Annotated in this window: 25 protein-coding genes; 9 read left to right on the forward strand and 16 right to left on the reverse strand. The window is 67.3% G+C overall.

What is annotated here, in order from left to right:
- Positions 1-84: 84 nt before the first annotated feature.
- A complete protein-coding gene (locus tag OHB12_RS01860) occupies positions 85-966 on the reverse strand; it encodes an amidohydrolase family protein (protein WP_327115548.1) in 882 nt (293 codons plus the stop codon).
- Positions 963-1,997 (reverse strand): nucleoside hydrolase, encoded by a 1,035-nt coding sequence (locus OHB12_RS01865; protein ID WP_442800060.1) that lies wholly within the window; start codon positions 1,995-1,997, stop codon positions 963-965. Before OHB12_RS01865 ends, OHB12_RS01860 begins: the two co-directional genes overlap by 4 nt.
- Before the next feature lie 138 nt (positions 1,998-2,135).
- Here OHB12_RS01865 and OHB12_RS01870 point away from each other — a divergent pair, with 138 nt between their 5' ends.
- A complete protein-coding gene (locus tag OHB12_RS01870; protein ID WP_327115552.1) occupies positions 2,136-2,720 on the forward strand; it encodes a TetR/AcrR family transcriptional regulator in 585 nt (194 codons plus the stop codon).
- Here OHB12_RS01870 and OHB12_RS01875 read toward each other — a convergent pair.
- The gene (locus OHB12_RS01875; RefSeq protein WP_327115554.1) at positions 2,692-3,006 is read right to left on the reverse strand and encodes a hypothetical protein; all 315 of its coding nucleotides are present in this window, start codon (positions 3,004-3,006) and stop codon (positions 2,692-2,694) included. The two genes, OHB12_RS01870 and OHB12_RS01875, sit on opposite strands and share 29 nt — an antisense overlap.
- A 385-nt stretch (positions 3,007-3,391) precedes the next feature.
- Here OHB12_RS01875 and OHB12_RS01880 point away from each other — a divergent pair, with 385 nt between their 5' ends.
- The 3 genes from OHB12_RS01880 (at position 3,392) to OHB12_RS01890 (ending at position 6,368) form a co-directional block, all read left to right on the forward strand.
- The gene (locus tag OHB12_RS01880; RefSeq protein ID WP_327115556.1) at positions 3,392-5,713 is read left to right on the forward strand and encodes a hypothetical protein; all 2,322 of its coding nucleotides are present in this window, start codon (positions 3,392-3,394) and stop codon (positions 5,711-5,713) included.
- 67 nt (positions 5,714-5,780) lie between these two features.
- Positions 5,781-6,128 carry a serine hydrolase gene (locus tag OHB12_RS01885; protein WP_327115558.1) on the forward strand — a complete coding sequence of 116 codons (348 nt, stop codon included), beginning with the start codon at positions 5,781-5,783 and terminating at the stop codon, positions 6,126-6,128.
- A gap of 27 nt (positions 6,129-6,155) precedes the next feature.
- Positions 6,156-6,368 carry a serine hydrolase gene (locus tag OHB12_RS01890; protein ID WP_327115560.1) on the forward strand — a complete coding sequence of 71 codons (213 nt, stop codon included), beginning with the start codon at positions 6,156-6,158 and terminating at the stop codon, positions 6,366-6,368.
- Here the strand turns inward: OHB12_RS01890 and OHB12_RS01895 are convergent.
- On the reverse strand, positions 6,353-7,303 hold the full coding sequence (locus OHB12_RS01895) for a LysR family transcriptional regulator (RefSeq protein WP_327115562.1): 951 nt from the start codon (positions 7,301-7,303) through the stop codon (positions 6,353-6,355). The genes OHB12_RS01890 and OHB12_RS01895 overlap by 16 nt on opposite strands.
- Positions 7,304-7,386: 83 nt before the next feature.
- Between OHB12_RS01895 and OHB12_RS01900 the strand changes: the two genes are divergently transcribed.
- Together OHB12_RS01900 and OHB12_RS01905 are read left to right on the forward strand one after the other, a co-directional pair.
- On the forward strand, positions 7,387-8,367 hold the full coding sequence (locus OHB12_RS01900; protein ID WP_327115564.1) for an MBL fold metallo-hydrolase: 981 nt from the start codon (positions 7,387-7,389) through the stop codon (positions 8,365-8,367).
- 186 nt (positions 8,368-8,553) lie between these two features.
- Positions 8,554-9,315, forward strand: a complete 762-nt coding sequence (locus tag OHB12_RS01905; protein ID WP_327115566.1) for a thioesterase II family protein — start codon at positions 8,554-8,556, stop codon at positions 9,313-9,315.
- 26 nt (positions 9,316-9,341) lie between these two features.
- Here the strand turns inward: OHB12_RS01905 and OHB12_RS01910 are convergent, their stop codons facing one another.
- Positions 9,342-9,734, reverse strand: a complete 393-nt coding sequence (locus OHB12_RS01910) for a DUF2784 domain-containing protein (protein ID WP_327115568.1) — start codon at positions 9,732-9,734, stop codon at positions 9,342-9,344.
- A gap of 59 nt (positions 9,735-9,793) precedes the next feature.
- Positions 9,794-11,239, reverse strand: coding sequence for an SDR family NAD(P)-dependent oxidoreductase (locus tag OHB12_RS01915; protein ID WP_442799939.1), 1,446 nt, complete (start codon positions 11,237-11,239; stop codon positions 9,794-9,796).
- Positions 11,240-11,511: 272 nt separating this feature from the next.
- Here OHB12_RS01915 and OHB12_RS01920 point away from each other — a divergent pair, with 272 nt between their 5' ends.
- The 3 genes from OHB12_RS01920 to OHB12_RS01930 all read left to right on the forward strand — a co-directional run bounded on the left by OHB12_RS01920 (position 11,512) and on the right by OHB12_RS01930 (position 14,351).
- Entirely contained in the window at positions 11,512-12,657 is a 1,146-nt protein-coding gene (locus OHB12_RS01920; protein ID WP_327120839.1) for an acyl-CoA dehydrogenase family protein, read from the forward strand.
- The gene (locus OHB12_RS01925) at positions 12,641-13,303 is read left to right on the forward strand and encodes a TetR/AcrR family transcriptional regulator (RefSeq protein ID WP_327115570.1); all 663 of its coding nucleotides are present in this window, start codon (positions 12,641-12,643) and stop codon (positions 13,301-13,303) included. The genes OHB12_RS01920 and OHB12_RS01925 overlap by 17 nt, the downstream gene beginning before the upstream one ends.
- Positions 13,304-13,589: 286 nt before the next feature.
- Positions 13,590-14,351 (forward strand): DUF4190 domain-containing protein, encoded by a 762-nt coding sequence (locus tag OHB12_RS01930; RefSeq protein ID WP_327115572.1) that lies wholly within the window; start codon positions 13,590-13,592, stop codon positions 14,349-14,351.
- Between the two features lie 34 nt (positions 14,352-14,385).
- On the opposite strand, the gene ligD is transcribed toward OHB12_RS01930, so the two are convergent.
- The 10 genes from ligD to OHB12_RS01980 all read right to left on the reverse strand — a co-directional run bounded on the left by ligD (position 14,386) and on the right by OHB12_RS01980 (position 24,598).
- Complete coding sequence (gene ligD / locus OHB12_RS01935) at positions 14,386-15,387, reverse strand: non-homologous end-joining DNA ligase (protein ID WP_327115574.1); 1,002 nt, start codon at positions 15,385-15,387, stop codon at positions 14,386-14,388.
- Positions 15,384-16,469, reverse strand: a complete 1,086-nt coding sequence (locus OHB12_RS01940) for an ATP-dependent DNA ligase (protein WP_327115576.1) — start codon at positions 16,467-16,469, stop codon at positions 15,384-15,386. Before OHB12_RS01940 ends, ligD begins: the two co-directional genes overlap by 4 nt.
- A gap of 146 nt (positions 16,470-16,615) precedes the next feature.
- Entirely contained in the window at positions 16,616-17,014 is a 399-nt protein-coding gene (locus tag OHB12_RS01945) for a cold-shock protein (protein ID WP_442799940.1), read from the reverse strand.
- A gap of 39 nt (positions 17,015-17,053) precedes the next feature.
- Positions 17,054-18,154, reverse strand: a complete 1,101-nt coding sequence (locus OHB12_RS01950) for an SPFH domain-containing protein (RefSeq protein ID WP_327115578.1) — start codon at positions 18,152-18,154, stop codon at positions 17,054-17,056.
- A 19-nt stretch (positions 18,155-18,173) separates the two neighbouring features.
- The gene (locus OHB12_RS01955; RefSeq protein WP_327115579.1) at positions 18,174-18,407 is read right to left on the reverse strand and encodes a hypothetical protein; all 234 of its coding nucleotides are present in this window, start codon (positions 18,405-18,407) and stop codon (positions 18,174-18,176) included.
- An 87-nt stretch (positions 18,408-18,494) separates the two neighbouring features.
- Entirely contained in the window at positions 18,495-19,124 is a 630-nt protein-coding gene (locus tag OHB12_RS01960) for a TetR/AcrR family transcriptional regulator (protein WP_327115580.1), read from the reverse strand.
- A 74-nt stretch (positions 19,125-19,198) separates the two neighbouring features.
- Positions 19,199-20,524: a pyridoxal-phosphate dependent enzyme gene (locus OHB12_RS01965; RefSeq protein WP_327115581.1), complete on the reverse strand. Its 1,326-nt coding sequence runs from the start codon at positions 20,522-20,524 to the stop codon at positions 19,199-19,201.
- On the reverse strand, positions 20,524-22,065 hold the full coding sequence (locus OHB12_RS01970; protein ID WP_327115582.1) for a decarboxylase: 1,542 nt from the start codon (positions 22,063-22,065) through the stop codon (positions 20,524-20,526). Before OHB12_RS01970 ends, OHB12_RS01965 begins: the two co-directional genes overlap by 1 nt.
- The gene (locus OHB12_RS01975; protein ID WP_327115583.1) at positions 22,062-23,348 is read right to left on the reverse strand and encodes a heavy-metal-associated domain-containing protein; all 1,287 of its coding nucleotides are present in this window, start codon (positions 23,346-23,348) and stop codon (positions 22,062-22,064) included. The genes OHB12_RS01970 and OHB12_RS01975 overlap by 4 nt, the downstream gene beginning before the upstream one ends.
- Positions 23,345-24,598 carry an aminotransferase class V-fold PLP-dependent enzyme gene (locus tag OHB12_RS01980; protein ID WP_327115584.1) on the reverse strand — a complete coding sequence of 418 codons (1,254 nt, stop codon included), beginning with the start codon at positions 24,596-24,598 and terminating at the stop codon, positions 23,345-23,347. Before OHB12_RS01980 ends, OHB12_RS01975 begins: the two co-directional genes overlap by 4 nt.
- Between the last annotated feature and the right edge of the window lie 43 nt (positions 24,599-24,641).

The following is a 24,641-nucleotide window of genomic DNA, read 5'->3' on the forward strand; positions in this document are numbered from 1 at the left end:
GCTGGGGCTCGGCGTTCTCGGCCCGTGCGGTACACAGAATCCCTGGGGCACAATACGACAGGAACAAGTGCGTGGCACCGGTGCTTATTCGACGCCGAAGAGCCGGGCCGCGTTCCGGTAGCAGACCTGCCGCAACCAGTCATCGCCCAGCTCGAGGCGTTCGAGAACCTGGATCGAATGGCGGTAGGAGTACGGGATATTGGGAAAGTCGCTGCCGAACAGGATGCGGTCGGCAAAATAGCGCAGCCTGCCGCGCTCGCCGGTAGGGAAGGGAGCGTTCGCTTCCGAGAAATCGGTCCACACCATGGTGGTGTCGAACCTGACATCCGCGTAATCCTCGGCCAAGTCCAGGAATTCGGAGTACTCAGGAGTCCCCATGTGCGCGATGACCAGCGATAGGCGCGGAAAGCGCCGCAGTACACCGGCGATCGGTTCCGGGCCGGTATATGTGCCGGGCGCGGGTCCGGAACCACAATGGATGACTACCGGAATCCGAGCGGCCTCGATCAAGCCCCACACCGGGTCCAGTAACGGGTCGCCCGGATGGTAGCCGCCGACCTGCACATGCGCTTTGAAGACGCGTGCACCTCGCTCGATGGCCGCCTTCACGTAGCCCTCCGCTTGCGGCTCGGGGAAGAACGTGGCGGTGTGCAGGCAGTCCGGGGTCCGCTCGGCGAACTCGGCGGTCCACTCGTTGAGCCACGCGGCCATATCCGGCTTGTGCGGATACGCCAGCGACGTGAACGCCCGAACGCCGAAGTCGCGCAAAGTCTTCAGGCGGACCTGTTCGTCGGCCCGGTAGGTGATCGGCCAGCTGCGGCCGATCAGCGGACCCACCGAGTCGAAGTACGCCCACACCTTGCGCAGTACCTGGTCGGGCATGAAATGGGTGTGCACGTCGATGATTCCGGGCAAGTCGAGCCTGGTGCGAAAGGCGGAAAGGTCCGTGGCCGCGTCGTCGGTCATCGCACCTCTTGGGTGGCGGGGGGATGGACGGCCTGCGCGAAATCGCCGACCCGCGTGATCAGCCGCTCGAAAAACAGCTCCGGGTCGGTGCCGATCACGATGTCGGCATTGGGTTCCCTGCCCCACATGCCCGCCCAGTCGGCGACCGTGGTCGCGCGCGTAAGGGTGCCCGCCAGCTCGACGTCGACCGTCGCGGGACGGGTGCGGGCCAGCGTCGGGTCCAGCGCCACCGCTGCCGCGAACGGATCGTGCATGTGGGCGAGATACCCCAGGTCGTGGCTGCGGTGAAAGTCGAAGTAGAACCGCACCGCGTCGGTGACGTACCGGACGATCGGATTGCTCGCGGCGGAGCGGGACTCGGGCCGATTATTCTCCGAAACCAATTCCGCCGGAAGGCTTTTCGCACGCTCAGCGAACCGGACCAGGTGCGACGGCAGCATCTCGATGGTCTCGGTGATGTCGAGCGCGCAGACGATCGGCCTGCGCTGCGCGGGCGCCGCGGCGAACGCGTCGAAAACCTCTTTGGCGGCCTCGGGGTCGACGTGCACGTTCCATTCGTTGGTCGGTGTCGTGTTGCCGGGGTGGTTGAACGCGCCGCCCATGATCACGAGGCGGCGCAGCAGCATCGGCAACTCGGGCTCGATCCGCAGGGCGAGGGCCAGGTTGGTCAGGGGGCCGGTGCAGAGTCCGACGAGTTCGCCGGGGTGCGCGCGAGCCAGGTCGGCCCACATTCGCGCGGCCGGGCGCGGGGAGAGACGGCGGGTGGCGGCGGGCAATTCGGCGTAGCCGAGGCCCTGCGGTCCGTGGGTGTCCTCGGTGGTGCGCAACGGGATCGCGATGGGGCCGGCGGCGCCGAGCGCGACCTCGATGTCTGGGGCGTGGCAGACATCCAGCCATGCGAGATTGTTCGCGGCGACCTGTGCTGCGGGCACGTTGCCGGCCGTCGCGGCTATCCCGGCGATCTCGGCGTCGGGGGACGCGAGCAGGTAGAGCAGCGCGAGCGAGTCGTCGATGCCGGTATCGACGTCCATGATGATTTTCTGCCGCACGGCACGAGACTAGCGAGCCGGAGCGGCCTCGCCGCGCTGAGGCGGCAACTCGCCGGCATCGGCGGTGCGCGATGGTACGAGTGTCTAGTACGTTTGTCTGAGACGTTGTAGCCTCTGGTCATGGGAAATCGCGAGGATCTACTGGCGGGGGCACGGAAAGTCATCGTCGAGCGCGGCGTCGCCAAGGCAACGGCCCGTGATATCGCCTCGGCCGCGGGCGTGAGCCTGGCGGCGATCGGATATCACTTCGGCTCGAAGGAGCAACTGATCACCGAGGCGCTGACGGACACCCTTGGCACCGCGATCGGCGACAGCATGGAGGAGATGATCCGCGAGGGAGGCGGCGTCGCACCGCTCGAAGCGTTCGCCGCGATGTGGAACGTGATGCCCAAGGTATTCGCGGACAACCGGGACTCCATGCTCGCGAGCATGGAGAACCTGGTTCGGGTCGCGCGGTCGCCGGAGTCGCAGAAATTCTTCGCCGAGAGCCTGCCCGGGGCCTATCGTGACATGGCGGTGGCGTTGCGTGAGGCGCACCCGCACCTGCGCGCGGAACAGGCGGAGGCGATGGCCGAGCTGTACTTCGTGCTCGTACAGGGGCTCGGCGTGCTGCAGACGATCGCTCCGGATGTGAGGCTCCCCGACGGGGACCGTTTGGCGCAAGCCGTGGCCGCCCTCATGGCAGACGTGCCCGCGGCTGGTTAGTCGCCTTTCGGATCCAGGCCGGTCCGTGTGTCGGCTGCCGCCGAGCGGGGCGAACCGCGCCGTGGGCGGGTGCGGGCAAGGCGTAGTCGGGGTACTCGGCGAGGGCGGGTGCGGCGGTGGCGATCTGCCCGTGTCGCACCGCGTGGGCCGGGCTCGGGGCCGCGGTCTGCGGGTGATGTGGCGTGCGATCCGGCGCGTCGAGCAACCAGGATGCGGTGCGCGCCAACGCGACTCGCACATCACGGCCGACGCTGTCATCGGCGCGGGCGACCAAGGCGTCGACCACGCCCGCGGCAGGTCATACGGTCGAGTCCGTCCGGGTGGTGGTTGGTGGTGATGTTGTGATCACGCTGATTGCATATCTCTGGCCAGCTTTCGGCGGACCCTACCGTTGATCGAACGGAGCGTGCTGGCGCTTCTCTCCATCGTTCTCAGTTCATGCCATGACCGGAGTGCCCGGTATTGCAAGGGCGAAAGAGCAGTAAGGTAGCGCAGGTTGCCAGAGTGGTACTTACGTACCAATTTAGGTGAAGGGCCCCATTGATGTCGGCCGACCGATCTTCGACCGAAAGAATCCGATGACTGTGCCGACGAACCTCTCCTTGTCCGCCGTGAAACCCATTGCGTCAGTGCGAAAGTCGGGATTGCGGAGGTCATGGTCGGCTCGGGAGATGGCGTTCTGGGATCCGGTCCGATGGCAGCTTCCGGTGCTGCTGGGGCGGTGCCGTACGTGGGTCGGCGCCTCGCGCGCGCGGCGCAGGGTGGTGTCGTTTCTGGCCATCGCAGTCGTGTTGTTCGTCTTTCCCGGAGTCGTCGGAGCCACCGCCATGGCGGTGGGGGAGGGTGACTCGACCACGGCGGGATCCAGTATCGACGCGCTGAGCTGGATGAATATTCGGGATTCGGCCGGCGTCCAGTTGACCGGCTATGTATTCGCCACCAGCGGTGGCGGCCTGTTCAATCCGGTGGAGACCGCGGTGTCGACAGTGCTCGGCCTGGAGTTCGTCGGGTACATGGTGATCGTGACCAGCGCGGTGTGGGCGATCGGTTTCGCGATCAGCTTCCAGTGGCTGGATCCCTTCGGGCGGGCGTTGAGCGGGGTCGCCGACAGCCTGACCGGCCAGATCGCCACCCCGATCCTGATGACTCTGGCGGCGACGATCGGCGCGTTCTTCGTCGGCTGGTTCGTAGTACGCGGATACCACGCCAAGGCCACCATGCAGATCGTGACGATGCTGGGGGTCGCGCTCGTCGGCCCGTTCGTACTGGCGGCGCCCTTGGCGGAAGTGTTGTCGTCGGACGGTCTGTTGGCGCAGGGACGCGACCTCGGAATCTCGGTGGCCGCGGGGTTGAACGGCCACGTCGCGCCGAATCCTGACCAGTTGATCGCGACGATGCAGGGCGATCTGGCCGACAACTTCGCCCGGCGGCCGGTGCAGGTGTGGAACTTCGGTCACGTGGTCGACGAGTCGCCGCGGTGCGCGGCCGCCTGGACGGCGGCGGTGCGGTCCGGTGAGGACTCCCGAGTGATGAACGGCATGCGCGCCTGCGGCGACCCGATGGCGTATGCCAAGGCGAACCATCCCAGCATGGGGCAGATCGGTTCCGGTCTGGTGTTGCTGTTCTGTGCAGCGGTCCTGCTCTGCTTCGGGGCGTACCTCGGGATCAAGATCGTCTGGGCCGCTCTGGATTCGGTCTATCACGGCTTCATGTCGATCTTCGGATTCGCGGCAGGCGGATTCGTCTACGGGCCCACACAGACCTTCCTGGTGCGCAATATCGTGGACAGCGTGATCGCGGCCGGGCGTATGGCGGCATACACCATCTTTCTCGGGGTCTACGTACTGTTCCTGGGCAATCTGTTCCACGAAGCTCACGGCCAGGTGACATTGGTGCTCGTCCTCGGCGCCATCGTGGAGGTCATCGCGATTCTCCAGCTGAAGCGGCTGAGCGCGGGTCTCGGCCGCGGCAACGACTGGATCGCCAACCGGTTCGCACTCGCCGTGCAGGGCGGGGGCGGCAAGGGCGGCGGCTCGGGCACCGCTCTCGGGATGGGCCCCGGTGGCACATCGCATTCCATGGCGGCCGGGCTGATGACCGGGCTCGCCGCGGTCAACACCATCAACGGCAACCCGATCGCCGGGTTGCTGCTCGGGAACAAGCGCAGTCCGCTCGATCCGAACGCGCGACTGCGCAACCGTGCGGAGCGCGGGGGTTGGCAATCGAACGCGTTGATCAACGAAAAGGGCTGGAATGTCAACTACATGCGGACCCGTGAACAGATCATCGAGGCCGCGAGGAGCGCCGTCCGCGAGCACGGCGGGCGGCACACGGCCCGCAGCGCCGCCGCGGCCGTCGACCGCATCGTCAATCGCGGCGGGGGCATGGGCGATATCAGTACCGCGATGATAGACGCCGGGTTCATGGATCAAGAAATGATCATCGACGCCATGCGGGCCTACAACTACCGCCAGAACTTCGCGCCCAGCGTGTGGGACGGTGACAAGTACATCGGAGAGGCCGCGGCGTCGCTCGCAGTGCTCAAACTGGGCCGCTCGCCCGCCAACATGGCTCTGTTCCAGCAGACGGCGCACCGGCTCGCGAAGCGCCGCTACATCGACCATGTCCCGGAATCCGAGCTCACGAGAGCCGAACTCGACTACCTCCACGATTACTTCGACACGCCGACCCGAGACAAGATCAGAGGCATCCAGGCTCTCGCAGGGGGGAGCAAGATCATCGAAGACGCCCGTGGAAACCAGGTGCAGTCCAACCCGGGCTACCCGCTACCAGCGCAGTTCAAGGGTTGGAGCCAGGAACGCGGCGAGCTGATGAACAGATTCATCATGCCGCATCTCGCCAGCCGGTACCACACCGCCGCCGACGCGGGCGACCTCAAAGAAGCGTCGAACGTTCTGCACACCATGGCGAACTCCGAGTACTGGACAGGCAATGTCAAGTTGACGCCGTCGAAGGCGATCCCGCGGTTCTAGCGACCCACCGTCGGCGACGGCCCATGCGGGGAAACTCACCGACTGGCCCTACACCGGAATGGGGACGATGCCCGTACGACATGGGTCTCAATGGGCGACCCCCGGTGCGACGGACGCCGAGCGGGCCGGGGATGCTGCACCGGTGGAGGAGATCTTTCGGGCGGTCGGCGTCCGGGGGTGGGTGTATGCCCGCTGCCTGGACTGTGGAGCGGACGCGGGCTCTGGCGCGGACGAGCCCGTGGTGCTCGCATCCGTGGTCAAGGTGCCGATGGTGCTGGAGTTCGCCAGGCAGGTCGCGGCGGGAGAGCTGGACCCCGCCGATCGAGTGCGGGCCGGGGCCGGCGACCGGCTCGGCGGCATAGGCACGGCGGGCTGCGCCGACGACGTCGAACTGAGCCTGCGCGACGCCGCTTGATGTGCCAGCAGGTGAGCTGGCACCGCCTTGCCGCCGCAGGTGCAGATCTGGGCCAAAACCGGAACACTGCCCGGCGTGCGCAACGAGATCGGTGTGGTCGAGTATCCCGACGGAAAGCGATACGCCGTCGCGGTTTTCACCAGAGGATCGATGCTGGTACAGCGGCTGCCCGAGGTGGACCGCGCCATCGGCGCCGCCGCAGTGCGCGCGATCGAGAGTATCGCTCACGACCTCCCGTAGACGACGTTCCACGGGCGCTGCTGCGGCAGCGGGACGGTCGCGGGCCGCGACGCACCGTCGCCCTGCACCACGGCCACGACCAGCTCGGCCAGTTCGCGCACCAGCGAAGGGGATACCCCGACCGGCCAGGCCAGTGACAGCCGCCGACTGAGCGTGCCTTCCGGCAGCGGCCGCCAGACCACGCGCGGCTCCTTCTGCGCCACCATGCCCTGGTCGAAGGCCACGCCTCGCCCGGAAAGGACCATGCCGAGCACGAACTCCGGGTTGCGGGCGTGCTGCACCGACGTGGGCCGGAAACCGTGCTCCCAGCAGCGTCGCAGCGTCTCGTCGTAGAACCCGGGCGCCGCTGCGCGCGGGAAGATCACCAAGCCGTGTCCGGCGAGGTCGGCCAGCTCGAGTGCGGAGCGCGCAGCCAACGGTGAATCACGCGGTAGCACAACTCCGAGCGGTGTCTCCACCACGGGACCGAGTTCCAGTCCCACCACGTCGACCGGATGCTGCAACAGCCCGGCGTCGAGCTGCCGGTCGGCCAGCAGCCGCACCTGTTCGGCGGTCGTCAGCTCTTGCAGGTCCACTCGGACGTCCCTGGCTTCGAACGCCGTGAGCAGCGCGGCGAGGATCCGCCCGGCGAGTTCGGGCGGTACGCCGACCCGCAACGCGTCGATCTCGCCCCGATGCGCCTTGCCGACCAGCGTCTTGGTCCGGTCCCAGCGGGCGAGCAGATCGCGGGCTTCGGCGAGCAGGATCTGCCCGGCCTCGGTCAGCTCGACGTGGCGGCTGTCGCGCTCGAACAAGCGGGCACCGAGGTCGGTCTCCAGCCGACGGATGCGCTGGCTCAGCGGCGGCTGGGCGATACCGAGGCGCTGCGCGGCGCGGCCGAAGTGCAATTCTTCCGCCACGGTGACGAAGTACCGCAGCTGGCGCAGCTGGTCCACGCTGTGATGATATTTGTTTCGATATCGCCAGGGAGCACGGCTGGTCTTGGACACGGGGCGCGCGGATGTGATCGCATGCCCGCATGACAGGTTTCGGACGGCGGGAGCTGCTCGGCGCAACTGCGGGCGCGGCGGCTCTGGCAGGCTTGGTCGCATGCGGCACAACGGATTCTGGAAAGCCGAGCGGGACGGTCGCGACCCAGGGCAGTGGCGAGCCGGGCGGCGTGACGCTGCGCTGGTGGGGCAACAACGGTTGGGAGATCCGTCTGCCCGGTGGCAAGACGGTGCTCATCGACCCCTGGCTGACCAGGTTCCATACCGGAACCTACACCGAAGCGGGGGCAGACCCGGAGACGTCGATCACGGTGGACACCGCGCTCATCGACCGCTGTGTCGACAGCGGCGAACTGCGCGCCGACCACATTCTGGTCACCCACGGGCACTACGACCACCTCGCCGACGTGCCATACCTGGCGAAGAAGACCGGCGCCACGGTGCTGGGTACCGAGACGCATCTCAACCTGATGGCCGCGCTCGGCGCACCGGAGGATCAGCTGTCCCTGGCCACGGGCGGTGAATTTCTCCGTTTCGACAGCTACTCGATACGGGTGCTGCGGTCGCTGCATTCGGCGTCCGGAACGAGGGCGACGGTTGCGTTCGCGGGTACCCGTCCCGGGCTCGGCGCGGGAAAGATCGCCGAGCCGAAGGTGATTCGTGATCTGGTCGAGGGCGGCACACTCGCCTACGAGGTGAGTGGCGGCGGCGTGAGCGTGCTGGACTTCGGCGGATCGAATTACATCGAGTCGGAACTGGAGGGCCTGCGACCGGACGTGCTGCTGCTTCCCGCGGGCGGGGGAAAGATTGTCGACTACGTCGCGCGGCTCCTGCGCGTCACCGGCAACCCGCGATATGTGCTCCCCACCCACTGGGACGACTTCGACTATCCGCTCACCGATCCGGCCCGCGACTGGGGCGGTCTCGAGCCGCTGCGTGCCGCCGTCGCCGCGGCGAGCCCGCAGAGTACGTTCGTCACCGTCGACCATCTGCGCACCTTCACGCCGTAACCGTTCCGCGCCGCATCGCGCGCCGGGCGGAGGACGTTGACGGCGGTGTCCGGTCGATTGCACTGGACCGGTGGTCGGTGGCAGCGCGCGGCAGGATCGGTCGGTCCCGAGAGGGCACACCTGACGACTACGGTCGCGTTGGTCCGGTGCGGGCGCCGACACAGATGATGGAGAAGGAGACCGAACGTGGCTGGAAACTTCGCCGACTCGGAGTGGTTGCGGACCTTGCGATCTGAGGCGACCGCGCGCCACCATCTGCTGTGCTTCCCGCCCGGCGGGGGATCGGCCGCGGCGTATCGAGATCTGGCGCAGCGGTTCGGTGCGGGCATCGTCGTGCTCGCGGCGCAGTACCCGGGTCGGCAGGACCGGTTGGGTGAGGCGCCGATAACGGATATCGGTGAGCTTGCCGATCGGATCGCCGAGGAAGTGCTGGCGCACGGGCGGGCCGACCCGCTGTCGCTGTTCGGGCACAGTATGGGCGCCACCGTGGCGTTCGAGACCGCGCGCAGGCTGGAGCGCGGTGGGCAGCAGATCGCGACGCTGTTCGTGTCCGGTCGTCCCGCACCGACCTTCGTGGAGATCCAGCGCTTGCACCTGGCCTCCGACGACGAGCTGATCCGGGATCTGGAACGGTTGGCCGCCGACCCGGCACCGGTCGAACTGCTGCGTAACGAGCCGGGTCTCGCCGAACTCGTGTTGCCCGCGGTGCGCGCGGACTATCAGGCCGTGGAGACCTATCGCTACCAGCCGGGTGACCCGCTGCGCTCCGACATCGCGGCGCTCGTGAGCACCGAGGACCCGACCATGCGACCCGGCCAGGCCGACGAGTGGCGCGGCCACACCAGCGGAGCATTCGAGCGAGCGACGTTTTCCGGCGGCCACTTCTACCTCGACGAGCGCGTCGCGGAGGTCGCCGATTTCGTCGGCCGCCATCTCATGCGTGCCTGAAACCTCTGCTCTGCGCGAAGTTTCGTTCAACTCGGGGCATTCAGGCGAACGATCGGCCCGCCGGGGCGCTGTCGAAGGGCCCACACATAACCGATCCAGGATGCCGCCACGAGCACGGCGGCCAGGATGCGTACCAGCCCGAGCGCGTCCGCGGGGTAGAGCACGCCGGTGATGTAGTAGTCGATGAACCCGCTCGACGGCAGCCGCGCTTGGCCCGCACGGTCGCGCGCCCAGTTCTCCAGGTGCGTCAGCGGACAGTCGAATCCGAATATGACCGAGCCGAACCCCCATGCGGCCGCGACCAGGTGCGGCCAGATGGTACGCGGCAATCGCCACGCGAGGAATCCGCCGACCACCACGTAGGCCACGAAGGCGAAATGCGCGGCGGCGGTGGCATCGGCCAGCAACCGGTACAGCACCCTTCCAGGGTAGCCCGCGCTCGACCGGGGATCCGGGCTTCAGCGCAGGCCGTGGCGGACTACCACGGGGAGGGCTCGAAGTCCTTGAGGAAGCAACCGAACAGGTCGGTGCCGTTCTCGCCCTGCACGATCGGGTCGTAGACCCGCGCCGCGCCGTCGACCAGGTCGAGCGGTGCGTGAAAACCCTCCTCGGCGAGGCGGACTTTCGTGTAGTGCGGGCGTTCGTCGGTGATCCAGCCCGTATCGACGGCCGTCATCAAAATGCCGTCCTCCTCGAACATCTCGCGGGCGCTGGTGCGGGTCAACATGTTCAGCGCGGCCTTGGCCATGTTGGTGTGCGGGTGTCCCGGCCCTTTGTAGGCGCGGGAGAACTGGCCCTCCATGGCGGAGACGTTCACGACGTACTTGCGTCGCGCCACCGCGGCGGCCATCGCCGGGCGCAGGCGAGAGACCAGGATGAACGGCGCGACCGAGTTGCACAGCTGCACTTCGAGCAGCTCGGTCGGATCCACCTCGGCGACGGTCTGCACCCAGCTGTTGGTGTGCGCGAGATCCGGCACCAGACCGCCCGCGTCGATCGCCACGCCGCGCGCGATGCGGTCCGGCGTCGCCGATCCCGCGACCAAGGCCAGCTCGGCGACGTCGGCGGCGGACAGCGTCGGGGTGAGCGAGGCGGTGAGCGCGGTGGGGTGCGCCTGCATGGTCTTGCCGAAACTGACCACATCCGGCAGCGCGCCGGCGGGCAGCGGTCCGGACTCCGCCTCGACCAGCGCGCTGTAGGCGCCGGGGGAGCGGCGTACCGTCTGTGCGGCGTTGTTGATCAGGATGTCCAGGGGGCCATGGGCGGCGACGTCATCGGCCAGGGCGACCACTTGGGCCGGGTCGCGCAGATCTATTCCGACGACGCGCAGCCGGTGCAGCCAGTCGGCGCTGTCGTCCATCGCGGCGAAACGCCGGATCGCGTCGTTGGGGAAGCGCGTGGTGATGGTCGTGTGCGCGCCGTCGCGCAGCAGCCGGAGCGCGATGTACATGCCGATCTTGGCGCGGCCGCCGGTGAGCAGCGCCCGCCGCCCGCACAGATCGGTACGAGCGTCCCGCTTGGCGTGGCTGCTCGCCGCGCAATCCGGGCATAGCTGGTGGTAGAAGGCATCCACCCGGGAGTATCGCTGCTTGCAGATATAGCACGGCCGCGCGCGAACCAGCGTGCCCGCGCTGGCGCCGGCCGTGCTGGAACTGATCGGGATGCCGGCGGTCTCGTCATCGATCCGGTTCGGCGAGCCGGTCGCAGTGGCCGCGACCACCGCGCGATCGGCGGCCGAGACCGCCTCGCGCGCCTCGGACCTGCGCCGTTGCTTGAGCTTCTTGAACATGTGCCCGACCGCGCGCTGCACGGTCATCGAGTCGGGATGTTCTTTTTCCAGCGCTCCGGCCTGCTCCAGGACCCGTAGGCAGGTCGCGAGGTCCTCCGGATCGATCATGCTTTCGGCCATCGCGGCTACGGACATCCTTCATTGAGCTGGGCAATCGACGGGGCTATTGTCGCAAACCCCGCCTGGTGAACTGCCGTCCGGTTGTATGGGCCTGCACACCGTCCGATGCCGCGATGGCGTCAGTGCGATCTTCGCTCCGGTTGTCCGTGCACGAACCGACGCCGTGTTGCCGAGAGTATCCCCTCCGGACCGACGCGTACCGCACTATTGACGGTCCGCCAATAGTCGGGGAATCTAAAAGCGGAGCCGGCGACAGGATCGGACCGGAGCGAGCGAAGGATCGAGCGATGGCACGCATGGCGTGGAGTGACGACGAGGTCGAGGCGGTACGCGACCTGGCGAGAACCTTCTTCGAGAAGGAGGTCGTCCCGCATGAGGAGAAGTTCGTCGCCCAGGGGCATCCCGACCGCGTGCTGTACAACCGGGCGGGCGAACTAGGTCTGCTCTGCACCGCGATCCCGGCCGAATACGGCGGTGGAGGAGGCACGTTCGCGCACGAGGCCGCGATCATCGAGGAGCAGTCCCGTGCAGGCGACGGGTCGATGGGCATGCCCGTGCACAGCGCGATCATCGCGCCGTACCTCCACGAGTTCGGCTCCGAAGAGCTCAAGCGGCGCGTGCTCCCCAGGGCGGCCACCGGCGAGATGGTGCTGTCCATCGGCATGACCGAACCGGGCACCGGTTCGGACCTGCAGAACATCAAGACCCGCGCGGTGCGCGAGGGCGACGAGTACGTGATCACCGGCTCGAAGATCTTCATCACCAACGGCTGGCTCTGTGACGGCATCATCATCGCCGCTAAGACCGACCCGACCAAAGGCGCGGCGGGTGTCTCGCTGATTTTCGCGGAAGTCGGCGACGACACCCCGGGTTTCCAGCGCGGGCGCATTTTGAACAAGATCGGAGGCAAGGCCCAGGACACCGCCGAGCTGTTCTTCGACGGTCTACGTGTGCCCGCGTCCAACCTGCTCGGTGCGGCCGAGGGGCAGGGCTTCTACCAGATGATGCAGCTTCTCGCGCAGGAGCGCCTGGTCACCGCGATCATCGCGGTCGCAATGATGGAGAAGTCCGTGCAGCTCACCGTGGACTACACCAAGGGCCGCGAAGTGTTCGGCAAGCCGCTGTTCGCCATGCAGAACACCAAATTCGAACTCGCCGAGTGCGCGACCATCGCGAAGGTCTCTCGCACCTTCCTGGACGACTGCATCGGCAGGCATCTGCGTGGCGAACTCGATATTCCCACGGCTGCCATGTCGAAGTACTGGCTTACCGACCAGCTCGGTATCGTTGTTGACCGCTGCCTGCAACTGTTCGGCGGCTACGGCTACATGACGGAGTACCCGATTTCGCAGCTCTACACCGGCGCCCGCGTCCTGCGCATCCTCGCGGGCAGCAACGAGGTGATGAAGGATCTCATTGCCCGGTCTCTCTGACACCAGAAGCGAGACCGCGGACGGCGGCGCCGACCCGGCGCTGCCGCGCCGCCGTCGACTCGAACCCGACGAGCGGCGCGCGCAGATCCTCGCCCGCGCGATCGACATGTTCGGTGAGCGGCCGTACGCGGCGGTGTCGACCGCCGAGCTGGCGCAGCGGGCCGGGGTGGCCCGCGGCCTGATCAACCACTACTTCGGCAACAAGCGCGATCTCTATTTGGCGGTGGTGCGTCGAATGGTGACACTGCCCAAGCTCGACAACATGATCGTGCCCACCGGCGCCGCGCGTGAGCGCGTCGATGCCAGTGTGCACTGGCTGCTGGATACCATCGCCGAGCACGGCAGCACCTGGGTGAAGGTCACCAGCCACGAGGGCGTCGGTGACGACCCCGAGGTACAGCAGATCCTCGACGAAGCCGACGACGCCGCGGCCGAGCGTCTGCTGCTTATGGTCGGGCTCGCCGGTTCGGCGCACGGTACCGAATTGCGCGCGATGGTCCGCGCGTACGGCGGGCTGGTCAAGGTCGCCGGGCGCGAATGGATCACCCGCGGCACACTCACCCGGGAGCAGGTGCACGAATTGCTATCCGACATGTTGCTGACCTTGGTCACCGAATCGCTGCCGAAGGTGGATCGGCGACGGTGAGGCCGGGGGCCGACGACCGGGCACGCCGACGCTCGCGGTCCACATCGCTGTGGTCGCGACCGCAGCGACCCGGGAAAAGCCGATGAAGCGGACCCGGCATCAGTAACGGTCCAGGCCGGCGTCGCGATCCATACCTGCGGTATGTGTGCAATATCACGGCCCAATCACGAAAATTCGATATTTCAGATCCTCTGTTCGCGTTTCGCCACTTATTCTGTGTCGGTATATCGGGGCGGGTCCGGGCAGTCCGAGGTTCCTGCGCGGTGTGGTGTACGAAAGGACCTTGATGGCACGGGCAGAACGACTCGAGACGGACCGCTGGCCGCAAGCGAAGCCGGATGAGCGGTGGGCGGAGCCGGAAGTCGACGGTCGCTGGCCGGAGGAGGAGGACGAACGCAGGCCAGAGCAGGTGCCCAGCCGCCGCAGGACCGGGCGACTACGCGTGGAAATTCCGCCGATCGTCAATCCGTACGCAATTGTCGCGCTGGTCGCCGCGCTGGTCGGTCTGTTCCCGGTCGCCCTCGTGTTCGGGTTCATCGCCTTCAGCCATCCCCGCGGGCGCGTCATGGCGATGTTCGCGCTGTTGATCGGCGTCGCGGAGGTGACCGCACTGGCTGGATTCGTGCTGCTGTCCGGCAACTGGCTGTCGGACGTGATGAACCGCCAGGCCGCACTCGCCCCGACATCCGTCGCGTCGGCGCCCGTGACCGTCGAGCGCCCCGTGGCGAGCCCGACGACCGTCGCACCCAGCCCAACGCTCACGACCCCACCGGCGGCCGGCCAGGGCCCCGTCACCAAGGGCTCATCGTGCACCGAGGCCCAGTTGGGCCAGATCGGCTCTGCCGCCGACGGCGGCACCCTCCTCTGCCTGACCACCACCAGCGGTGGCTATCAGTGGTCCGGCCCGCACACCGTGGCGACCGCCGTGCAGCAGGCCGGATCGAAATGCGACGCCACCGGCGCGAAGACCGGCCGCACGTTCGACGGCCGCGCCCTGGTCTGCGAAGTCAGCGGCCGCAGCGGCACCTGGATCCTGTGGACCGAATAGCCGTCGACCCGACGCTCGATATCGACGGGTAACGCTATTCGGCCTTCCTGGCGCGGCTCGGCTGGACGCGGGGCGGCTCATTGGGCATCTTCGGGTACTGGGGCGGCCAGGGGGCGTCCATCAGACCCGCGGCCATGTCGCGTTCGGACAGCTCCAGCAGGGGGGCGATGGACTGCGGTTCGCGGTAGGCCCACGGGTCGCCGAGTTCGGCGTAGCGCTGGGGCACAGTGGCGATGGTCAGCTCGTCGGGTACCACGGAATCCAGGTCGGACCAGGTGATCGGCGTGGATACCTGTGCACCTACCTTCGGCCGTACGCACCAGGCGCCGAAAACCGTTTTGTGCGGGGCATTCTGGTTGAAGTCGACGAAGACCCGATTGCCGCGCTCCTCCTTCCACCAGTGCGCGGTGATCTCCTCCGGGTGCCTGCGCTCCAGTTCGCGGGCCAGCGCGACCGCGGCCGCTCGCACCTGGTAGCCGTCCCACCTCGGCTCCAGCGCAACGTAGATGTGCAATCCGCGGGAACCGGAGGTCTTGATCCGCGATTCGATGCCGAGCTCGGTGAACAATTCTCTGGTGAGTACGGCGGCGTGCTGGAGATCCTGGAAGGTGATGCCCGGCGAAGGATCGAGATCGATGCGCAGTTCATCGGCGATCTCGAGGTTGTCGGCGCGATTGGGCCAGACATGGAATCCGAGGCAGCCTTGGTTCACGGCCCACAGGATGTGCGCGAGATCGTGTGCGACGAGCGCGTCGCTGGTGGTGCCGTTCGGCGTGGAAACCTCTACGGTGTGCAGCCAGTCCGGCGCGGATTTCGGCACCCGCTTCTGAAACCATGATTTGCCGGACGCGCCGTCGGGATAACGCTCCAGCAGCAGGGGCCGCCCACCGACCACATCCAGAAACGGTTCGGCGATTGCCTGGTAGTACCGCACCAGGTCCAGTTTCGTCTCGCCGCGCTTGGTGAAATACACCTTGCCAGGATTGCTGATCGTGACGGTTCTGCCGTCGACCTCGACATCTATCGACTCGCTCATCGCGCCGCGCTTTCGCCGAAGAGGGCACCCAGTTCCGCGGGCGCGACTTCGTCGAGCTGGGCGTAGGTGCACGATTCCGGCGTTCGGTCGGGGCGGAAGCGCACCAGCCTGCCGCCGTGCCGCAGCCGGCCCGACTGCACATGCTCGTAGCGAACCTCGGCGACCAGTTCCGGTCGCAGCGCTTCCCAGGACAGGTCCTTGCCTCCGGTCCAGCGGCTCACTCCGCCAGGCATCTTGCCGTCGGCCTTGGCCTGCGCCGCGGCGTCGGCCCAGTCCCGCCACGGGTGCTCGTCCAGTGCATTCCCCCGCAGCGGAGCCAGTTCCTCGACCAGGTCTTTACGCCGCGCCGCGGTGAAACTGCTGGCCACACCTACGTGGTGCAGGGTGCCCTCGTCGTCGAAGAGCCCGAGCAGTAGCGAACCGACACCGAGGCCGTCCTTGTGCCAGCGGAAGCCCGCCACCACGCAGTCGGCGGTGCGCTCGTGCTTGACCTTGACCATCACCCGCTTGTCCTGCAGGTAGGCCAACTCGTCGGACTTGACCACGACGCCGTCGAATCCGGCACCCTCGAATCGGGTGAACCAGTCCTCGGCGACGTCGGGGTCGTGCGTGAGCGGCGTCAGATGGACGCGGGCGAGTTCGGTGTCCAGGATCGTCTCCAGCAGCCGCCTGCGTTCGGTGAACGGCGCAGCGGTCAGATCCTGGTCGCCGAGCGCGAGCAGGTCGAAGGCGACGAAGCTGGCGGGCGTCTCTACGGCCAGCTTGTTCACCCGGGAGGCGGCCGGGTGCAGGCGGTTCTGCAGGGTGTCGAAGTCGAGTCCGTGCTCGGTGACCACCACGATCTCGCCGTCCACCACGCACTTGTCCGGCAGCGCCTGCTTCAGTAGTTCGGCAACCTCGGGAAAGTACCTGGTCAGCGGACGATCGTTGCGCGAGCCGAGTTCCACCTCGTCGCCGTCCCGGAACACGATGCAGCGGAAGCCGTCCCACTTGGGTTCGTAGCTCAGGCCCGGCTCGCGCGGCACCGTGGACGCGGATTTGGCTAGCATCGGCCGTACGGGTGGCAGCACCGGTAGGTCCACGCGATCCTCCTCGGGTCGATCCTCACCCGTACCGACGTCGCGCGCGGCGCAAACTCATCGGTACGTGGCGCGGCTTCGGCTCGATCGTAGGCGGCGGCCCCGACAAGATCGTGGACTTCGGGCGCGTTACGCCCGTGGCCGTCGGCTCAGTTCTCCAACCAGCCGCGCTCGTCGGCGAAGGCGGTGAGCCGATCGCGGATGGTGAGGATCTCACCTGCGGTGAGCGCGGGGCTCGCCTCCAGGAGCAACTCGGTGATCAGGCGCTTGTGTTCGACCACGGTGAGCTGCCCGGAACTCGGTTTGTCCTTTCCCTTGTGCCGGGGTGGCGGAGGAGCGGGCTGGCCGCCGACCGCACTGAGATTGACCGCCTTCGGTCCGCGGTCGCCTTCGGTCATGTCGAATTCGAACACCCGTCCCTGGCGCAACTCGTCCTCGTCCAGACCGATGTCGTTGACGTGGACGAACACATCCGGCCCACCGTCTTCCGGCCGAATGAACCCGAATCCCCGAGAGCTGTCGAACGACACCAATTTCCCGATGGACACCAACACCCACTCCTCATCCTCTGACGCTACTCGGCCACTTTAACCCGCATTTTCGCCGGCGTTGGAGGAAAGCGCCTTTTGCAATGAATTGAAAACAGTCAGTCCCTGACCGACCATTCCGTTCACCAGTTCACCCACTCCGTCGGGACCGTTGAGCACAGTGAGATTCGCGTTCGCCAACCCGGTCGAGGCCTGCTTGACGATCTCCGGAAGTTGTTCGATCAACAACTGGTCCAGCGCGATCCGGTTGTTCGACGCGGCCGCCGCGGCCTGGATCCTGGTGCGGTCGGCCTCCGCCTCTGCCAGGATGCGGACCCGGTCGGCCTCGGCCCGAGCGGGCTTCACGACCTCGGCCTGCAACTGCTGTTCGCGCAGCTCCGCCTCCTTGCGCGCCTGCTCGGCCTGAGCGGTCAGCACCTCCTGCAGCGCCATCGCCTCGGCGAGCGGACCGGCCTGGGCAGCTTCGGCGTTGGCCTTGTCGATGTCGCGCTGGTACTGCGCGCGCAGGATCGACGTCTCGCGCTGATACTCCGCCTGCCTGCGCTGAGATTCCTGCTCGGCTTGTGCCGCCGCCTGTGCGGCCTGCGACTGCGCGATCTGCGCGTCGCGCTGCACGGCAGCGTTGTGCGGCGCGGCGAGTGCGGCGATATAGCCGAGGTTCCCGTCGTCGATGGACTGGATCTGGAAGGAATCGACCCACAGGCCGATATTGCTCATCTCCACTTTCGACGCGACGAGCACTTCGTCGGCCAACTTCTGGCGCTCCCGGATGATCTCCTCGACCGTCATCGAACCGACGATCGAGCGCAAGTGCCCGGAGAAGATACGGCCGGTCAGCACGGACATCTCCCGTTCCTGCTCGGAGAGGAACCGCTGCGCCGCGTTCACGATGGACTGTGTGTCGTTGGCGACCTTGAACGCGATCACCGCGCGGACGTCCAGCTGGATCGCCTGCTTGGTGACGCAGCGCTCCTTGATCTCGGACTCGAACATCGCCAGCGACAGGTACCGCACCTTGCGGAACAGGGGAATCACCCAGGAGCCGCGTCCGATGATCACCTTGAACGGTGCGTTGTCGCGGCTTTTGCCGCCGCTGACCAGCATCGCCTCGTCCGGGTCTGGTACGTGATAACCCAGCACGTCTGTCTCCCTTACTGTTTCAGATTCCTTCGAGCGAATCCGGGCCGAGCGGAATCCATGGAACGACATCGACGACGCGCCCGGGATGGGCCGCGATGACCAGTACGGCCGATCCTGCCGGAATCGGCTCGGTGGCCTGTGCGATGTACAGCTCGGTTCCCCCTCGAATCGCGACCAGGACCTCACCCAGCGTCCCGGCGCCCCGGATCGGCGATGTGAGCCTACCTGTCAAACCCACCACAGGGTCTGTCATCCCACGATCTTCTCCTGCTGGATCCCGGATCGCCACCCTACCTCTCGCACAGCGCCTTTCGATACGGTCTTCGATGGGCGCGTGCCGTCACGAGCGGTACAGCGAGCGATACGCGGTGAGCATCGCGACGCAGTGGTCGACGATCTGGTCCCTGGTGGCGCGCAGCGAGCCGTTCAGCCATGCCGAGAACATGCCGGCGTTGCCGCTGGCCATCGTCACCGCGGCGAGCCTGCGCTTGACCGGGTCGTCGATGTGGCCGAACAGATGGTCCTGCATGATGCGGGTGAACACCGGCATCACCGCGATGGTGGTCTGGCCGAGTCCGGTGCTGGAATACGGTTCGACCAGGAACAGTCGCGACTTTCGCGGGTCGGCGAGCACCTTGTCCACCAGGATCTCCGACAGCTTGCGGTCACGGGACGGGTCGTCAGTGGAGGCGAATACCGTCATCGGCTCCAGGAATTCGTCGGCGATCCGACGGTAGAGCACGTCGAGCAGTTCGTCGCGGCTGGCGAAACTCTCGTAGAAATAGCGGTCGGTGAGGTTCGCCTTACGGCACACGGCGCGCATGGTGACCCCGCTCGCGCCCGCCTCGCCGATCAGATCGAGCGCGGCCTCCAGCAGCGCCGCTCGCCGCGCCTCCCTGCGCTCGGAGAGTGTCGTTCCACCCCAGATCCGCGGGCCCGCGTCATCCTCTGATTCCTGACCTGTCTGCACGGGCCAACGATAATGCTTGGCCTCCCATGCCGACGCGACCTCACCGCCGCCGACGTTCCGCGACAGATCCTGACTCAGCCGCGCTCCATGGGAAGGCCCGAGTCACGCCATGCGACGATGCCGCCGTCGAGGCTGGCGGCGTCGTATCCCGCATGCCGGGCTCGAGCGGCGAAACGCAGCGACAACTCGCCCACCGGGCAGACGAAGACCACCGGGCGCGACCGCGGGAACGGGATGCCGTGGGTGAACATGTCGTCGAGCTGGTCGTCGCGGATGTTCAGCGCGCCGGGCACGTGGCCGATGCGGTAGGCCATCGCGCCACGGGTGTCGACGATGGTCGGTCGGCCGACCCGGTCCAGTTCGGCGAGCTGCTCGGGCGACAGTGCCGGCGTAGTGGTCAGATCGGCCGGCGTCGGCGCCGGTTCGCGGTCGGTGCGGCCGAACAGGTCGGGCCTGCGCTTCTTGATATACGACAGGTACGGCTCGAGCCGGTCGCAGACGATGAATACCGCGACGATCGGCTCGTTCGATTCGGTCGTCGAATGATGAAGTGCACCAAGTATTTCCAGTGTCGCCACATAGCTCGCACCGCTGGTCGGCCCGGCGAGCACCCCGTATCCCGTTGCGAGCCGCAGCGTCGCGTCCACGGCGTCGCCCGCCGCCACGGTGACGATCCGATCGTAGAAGTCGGGTTGGAACAATCCGACATCCCACATCTCGCTCTCCGACCGGATGCCCGGAATGAAGTCCGACCGCTCGGACACCACGGCGACGGTGCGCAATTCGGGATTGTGCTTGCGCAGATAGGTGGCGGCGCCTCGAGTGGACCCGGTGGTGCCGAGCCCGCCGATCAGGTAGTCGACCCTGGTGATGCCGTCGGCGGCGAGGTCTTCGTGGATTTCCCGGCCGGTGCCGTGATGGTGTGCCTCGACGTTCTTCTCGTTGGTGTACTGGGACAGGTGGCGGTACGTGCCGGGCTGTTGAGCCATGGTTGCCTCGATGACCGAGTAGACGTCGTTCGGTGTGGTGGGGTCCGGGCATTCGGAGAGGCCGGGCAGTTCCACGATCTCGGTGCCGAACAGCTGCAGCAGATCGCGGACCTCGGCCACTTTGATTCGGTTGGTCACCGCGCGCAAACCGATGCCGCGCATGGCCCCCAGGACGCGGAGCGCCTTGGCGGTATTTCCGCTGGAGGCCTCGATGAGTGTCTGCGCGCTCGCGCGGATCTCATCCAGGTCGTCGCGGAGCATGCCCCAGGCCACCCGGTCCTTGACCGAGCCGAACGGATTGTGCGACTCCAGTTTCGCATAGAGCTCGACATTCGCCAGCCCGTGCACCGCGGGATCGAGGAGCAGCAAAGGCGTATTGCCGATCAGTTCGGTGATGTGTTCGTAGCGCATCAGGGAGCCTCGGCGGGTCGGACCGGCCTCGGAGGCCGGTGGGGAGAATGCGGCACGACGGGACGCGGTGGCGGATCGGCGGGGACGTGTGGCTCGTAGTCGGTGTCGCCGACGACTTGAAAACCGCTCGCGTGATGCGAGACTGCGAGTTTCGCTGTCGGCGGGTGCATCGAGGCCGACGCCGCAGACAAGTCCATGTGGTAGGCGGCGGTGTTCGGGAACACGACCAGATCGCCCGGCTGCGGCCGTTCGGGCAGCCACACCTTGTGATTGGTGATCAGGTCTCGCTCCAGGCACAGCCGTCCGGCAAAATACACGCCGACCGGGCCGGACTCGGTCACCGGGTGGGACGCGGCGGGACATTCTGCCGGGGCGGGTCCGTCGGCCGCGCCGCGCAGGACGATCGGATCGACCATGACCTCCTGGTCGGCGGGGGTCACGGAATCGCGGCTGAGGTCCACGTTCACCAGCACCGTGCCGTTGGCAAGCTCTTTGACGAACTCGACCGTGGCCACTGTAATGCCCGCGTGATCGACCAGCGCTTTACCTGGCTCGAGCCATAGGTCGAGCAGGTTGTCGCCCACGACCTGCGCCACGGTGCGCCCGCCATGGCGCTCCAGCGGCGCGTCGAGCAGATCCGCGAGCATCCCGCTCGCGGGCACGGTGTTGGCGTACTTGTGGAACACCGGTGTGCCGTGCACGGCGCCGCCCGCGATGTGGTAGCCGAAGGTGTTGCTGCCCCAGCTCATCGGCTCGCCACGGCAGAGCAGTGATTCGCGCAGTGCGAGCACGTAGGCGTCGAACCGCTCGGCGTCGGCGGTGAACACCTGACGGAATCCACCGCCGATGTCGAGCACCGACGGTGCGAGCCCGCAGTCGTAGGCCTGCTCGATCACTGCGAGGCAGGCGTCGATCGCACGGACCCGCTCGCCGAGGTCGCCGGAGTCGAGGTGGAAGGCAAAGCCGAGGAACGCGATTCGGCCACGCTGCGCCGAAAGCAGGTCGATTGCCTGTGGGAGGTGCGCGAGCGGCACGCCGAACCGGCTCACCTGGCCCGCATCGAAACCGGATACCCGAAGCAACACGGGCACACGCGCGCCTTCCTCGGCGAGCTCGGTGATCCGGCGCAGTTCCCACAGGTTGTCCACGTTGACGGTCGCCCCGCAGCCGACGAGGTCGCGCAGAAAGGCTTCCCCCTTCGGTCCGGTCACCTCGATACGTGCCGGATCGAACCCCGCGCCGACGGCGCTGGCGAGCTCGTACGGCGAGGCCACGTCGATGGCGATACCCGCGTGCTCCGCGGTCCGGACCAACGCGCGGGACTGATTGACCTTGTGCGCGTAGCAGATCCGGTGCCGGGGCAACCGCGGGTCCAGCTCCGCGCGCAGACTCGCCAGGTTCTCCGCATACACTTGCGGAAACATCAGGTGCGCGGGGGAGCCGAACCGAGTCAGCGTCGCGGCTACGGCATCGGGTGTATCGAGGAAGGCGCGCACCAGCGGATGGAGCTTCGCGGGTAGCGCCGGGAACGGCGACGTCATACCGCGGTATCCGATGGCTCCGTGCCCGATCCCAGCGCCGCGGTCTCGTGCTGCTCGGCAACCGGGTTGTAGCCGCCGTCGCGGATGGCCTCGAACGCCCGCGCCCGGTTGCGCGGGCTGCGGAACTCCGCGACCACTCGCTTGCTGGTCAGGCCGATGTCGAGGACACGGATGTCCATCGATTCCAGCACCCCGCCGATTGTGCGGACGCAGTGTTTGCAGGTCATGTCCGGCACATAGAACACCTGGTCCTCGGCGGTGGCGGCGCGGTCAGCGGTCGCCTCGTCGAGATCGGCGCTCACCTCGACGACCTCGCACCGCTCGGCGATCTCGGTGAATGTCGCGACGAACCGGTCGACCACCACAGGCAGGATGCTGTAGTGCTCACCGTTCAGCTGGTGTGGCACGGCGGCGAGACAGGAGGGGTGGGTGCCCGCGGGTAGCAGCGCGTACTGGCGGGAGATCAGGTCGAGGTCGTCGTGGTACTTGGCGATCGCGTCCTGAACGGAGAGCCCCTCGATGGTGGTGGCGCGGCGCATGACGGTGTGCGCGTCGGCGATGGTGGCGTCCTTCATCGCGCGCAGCGTCGCTACCGTCTCCGCCGAGTAGCGGACGGTGCCGTCGAGCTGCGCCACGAGCGTCACCGGGATCATGCCGCGCCGGTAGGTCGAGGCTTGCAGTTCCCAGAACCAGTGGGTGGCCGCGGCGGCGAACAGTCCGGAATCATGGATGCCCCTGGCGAACTCGGCGGCGCCGCGATAGGGGGTCTGCCTGGCCAGCAGCGCGTGCTGCGCCAGCACGCGCCCGGCGGCCTCGATGCCCACCCTGAAGATGTCGAGCGGATCGCGATCGGTGGTCGTGCCATCCAGCACCGCGTGCTCGTGCGGACCGAGCGCCGAAACCCGATCGGCGAAACCGGAATTCGCATCCAGAGCGTGCCACAGTGCCAGCACGGTCTCGCGCATCGCGATCGGCACCAGCGGTCCGAGCCCATCGGAGCGGAAGTGTCCCGTGTTGGGGATGCCGTCGCTGTCGGTCCACGCGATCCGGTGGGTGGCGCTGGTCACCTGGTCTGCCCGGCACGGCCGCATGAATCGCTCCAGGTACAGCCGCTGTGAGTAGGTAAGATGACTATCCTGCTCGGGACGCACTGCGGCACAGGTGAATTCGAATCCGCGCGGCGCGGGCTGCGATACCTGCGCGGTGAACAGCCCTGGCTGCGCCAGCCCGGCCAGCACGCGGGACGCGGCGCGCCGGTCGTAGCGGGGGATGTCGATCGTCACGCGACCTCCTCGGCAATCGTCTTGACGTGGGCCGTGAAGCGGCCGATTTCGTCGAGGGTGTTGTAGATGTGCGTGCTGACCCGCACCGAGTCGGTGTCGTCGCCCGCGGCGGGGGTGCAGTGCGCGCCGGTGCGCACCAGGAAGCCGAGCTCGCTCAACACAAATCCCAGGTCGGTCGCCGAGATGCCATTCAGCGTGAACGAGACGATCCCGTAGCCGACAGCGCAGGCGGCGTGCGCCGGGCCGGGCAGGAACTCCAGCCCTGGGATCGGTCGCAGGCCGTCGATCAGGCGCAGCGTCAAATCACGGTTGTGCGCGGCGATCGCACCGACGTCGAACGATTCCAGCACCTCCAGCGCGCTGCCGAGTGCGAGGATGCCAGGGATGTTGTGTGTGCCGCCCTCCAGCAGGTCGGGCATTGCCTGCGGCGTCAGTCCGTCCGTGCCGAGACGCACCCCGGAGTTTCCGCCGGGCAGAAACGGCACGAGGCTGTCGTGCACGCGCCTGCGGCAGTACAGCACTCCGGTTCCCGGTGCGCCGAACATCTTGTGTGCGGCGAAGATCGCGAAATCCGCGTCGAGCTCGGTCACGTCGACCGGAAGGTGTCCGCCGCTCTGCGAGCAGTCGAAGCACAGCAGGATCGCGGGATCGATCCGTCCGCGCAACTCCTCCAGGGTGGTGAGGCCGCCGAAGACGTGGTGCAGATGGCTGGTCGTGATCAGCCGGGTCCGCGGCGTGATCTTGGCCAGGATGTCGTCGGTGTCCGCCTCGCCCGCGCCGGTCACCCGATAGGGGATCAGCTCGACGCGGCGCCCGAACCGCGCGAGCAGCCCGCGCAGGTGATGCCACGGGTGCACGTTCGAGGCGTGATCGCGTGCGTTGTAGAGGATTTCGTCGCCGTCGGCCAGGGCCGCCAGCCCCCACGACAGCGCGACGGCGTTGAGCGCGGCGGTGGCACCGCCGGTGAAAACCACCTCGTCGGGGTGCTCGGCGCCGATGAACGCGGCGGTACGCTCCCGGATGCGGGCGATCCCGGCGGACAGACCGGTCGCCCACGGGTAGGTGCCGCGTCCCGCGTTGGCGGTGCGGGAGCTGTGATAGCGGTGGATGGTCTCGATGACCGGCAACGGCTTCTGCGTGGTGGCGGCACTGTCCAGGTAGACCTCGGTGGTGTCGGCCAAGGCGGGAAACAGCGCGCGCACCATGGCGGGTGCGAGTGCCGGCGCCGGTAGTCGCGTAGCCTCCGGCATGGCGACCTGCGATCTCGAGGCGGGGGACCGCACCGTGACGCTC

This window comes from Nocardia sp. NBC_01730 (assembly GCF_035920445.1).
Classification (GTDB): Bacteria; Actinomycetota; Actinomycetes; order Mycobacteriales; family Mycobacteriaceae; genus Nocardia.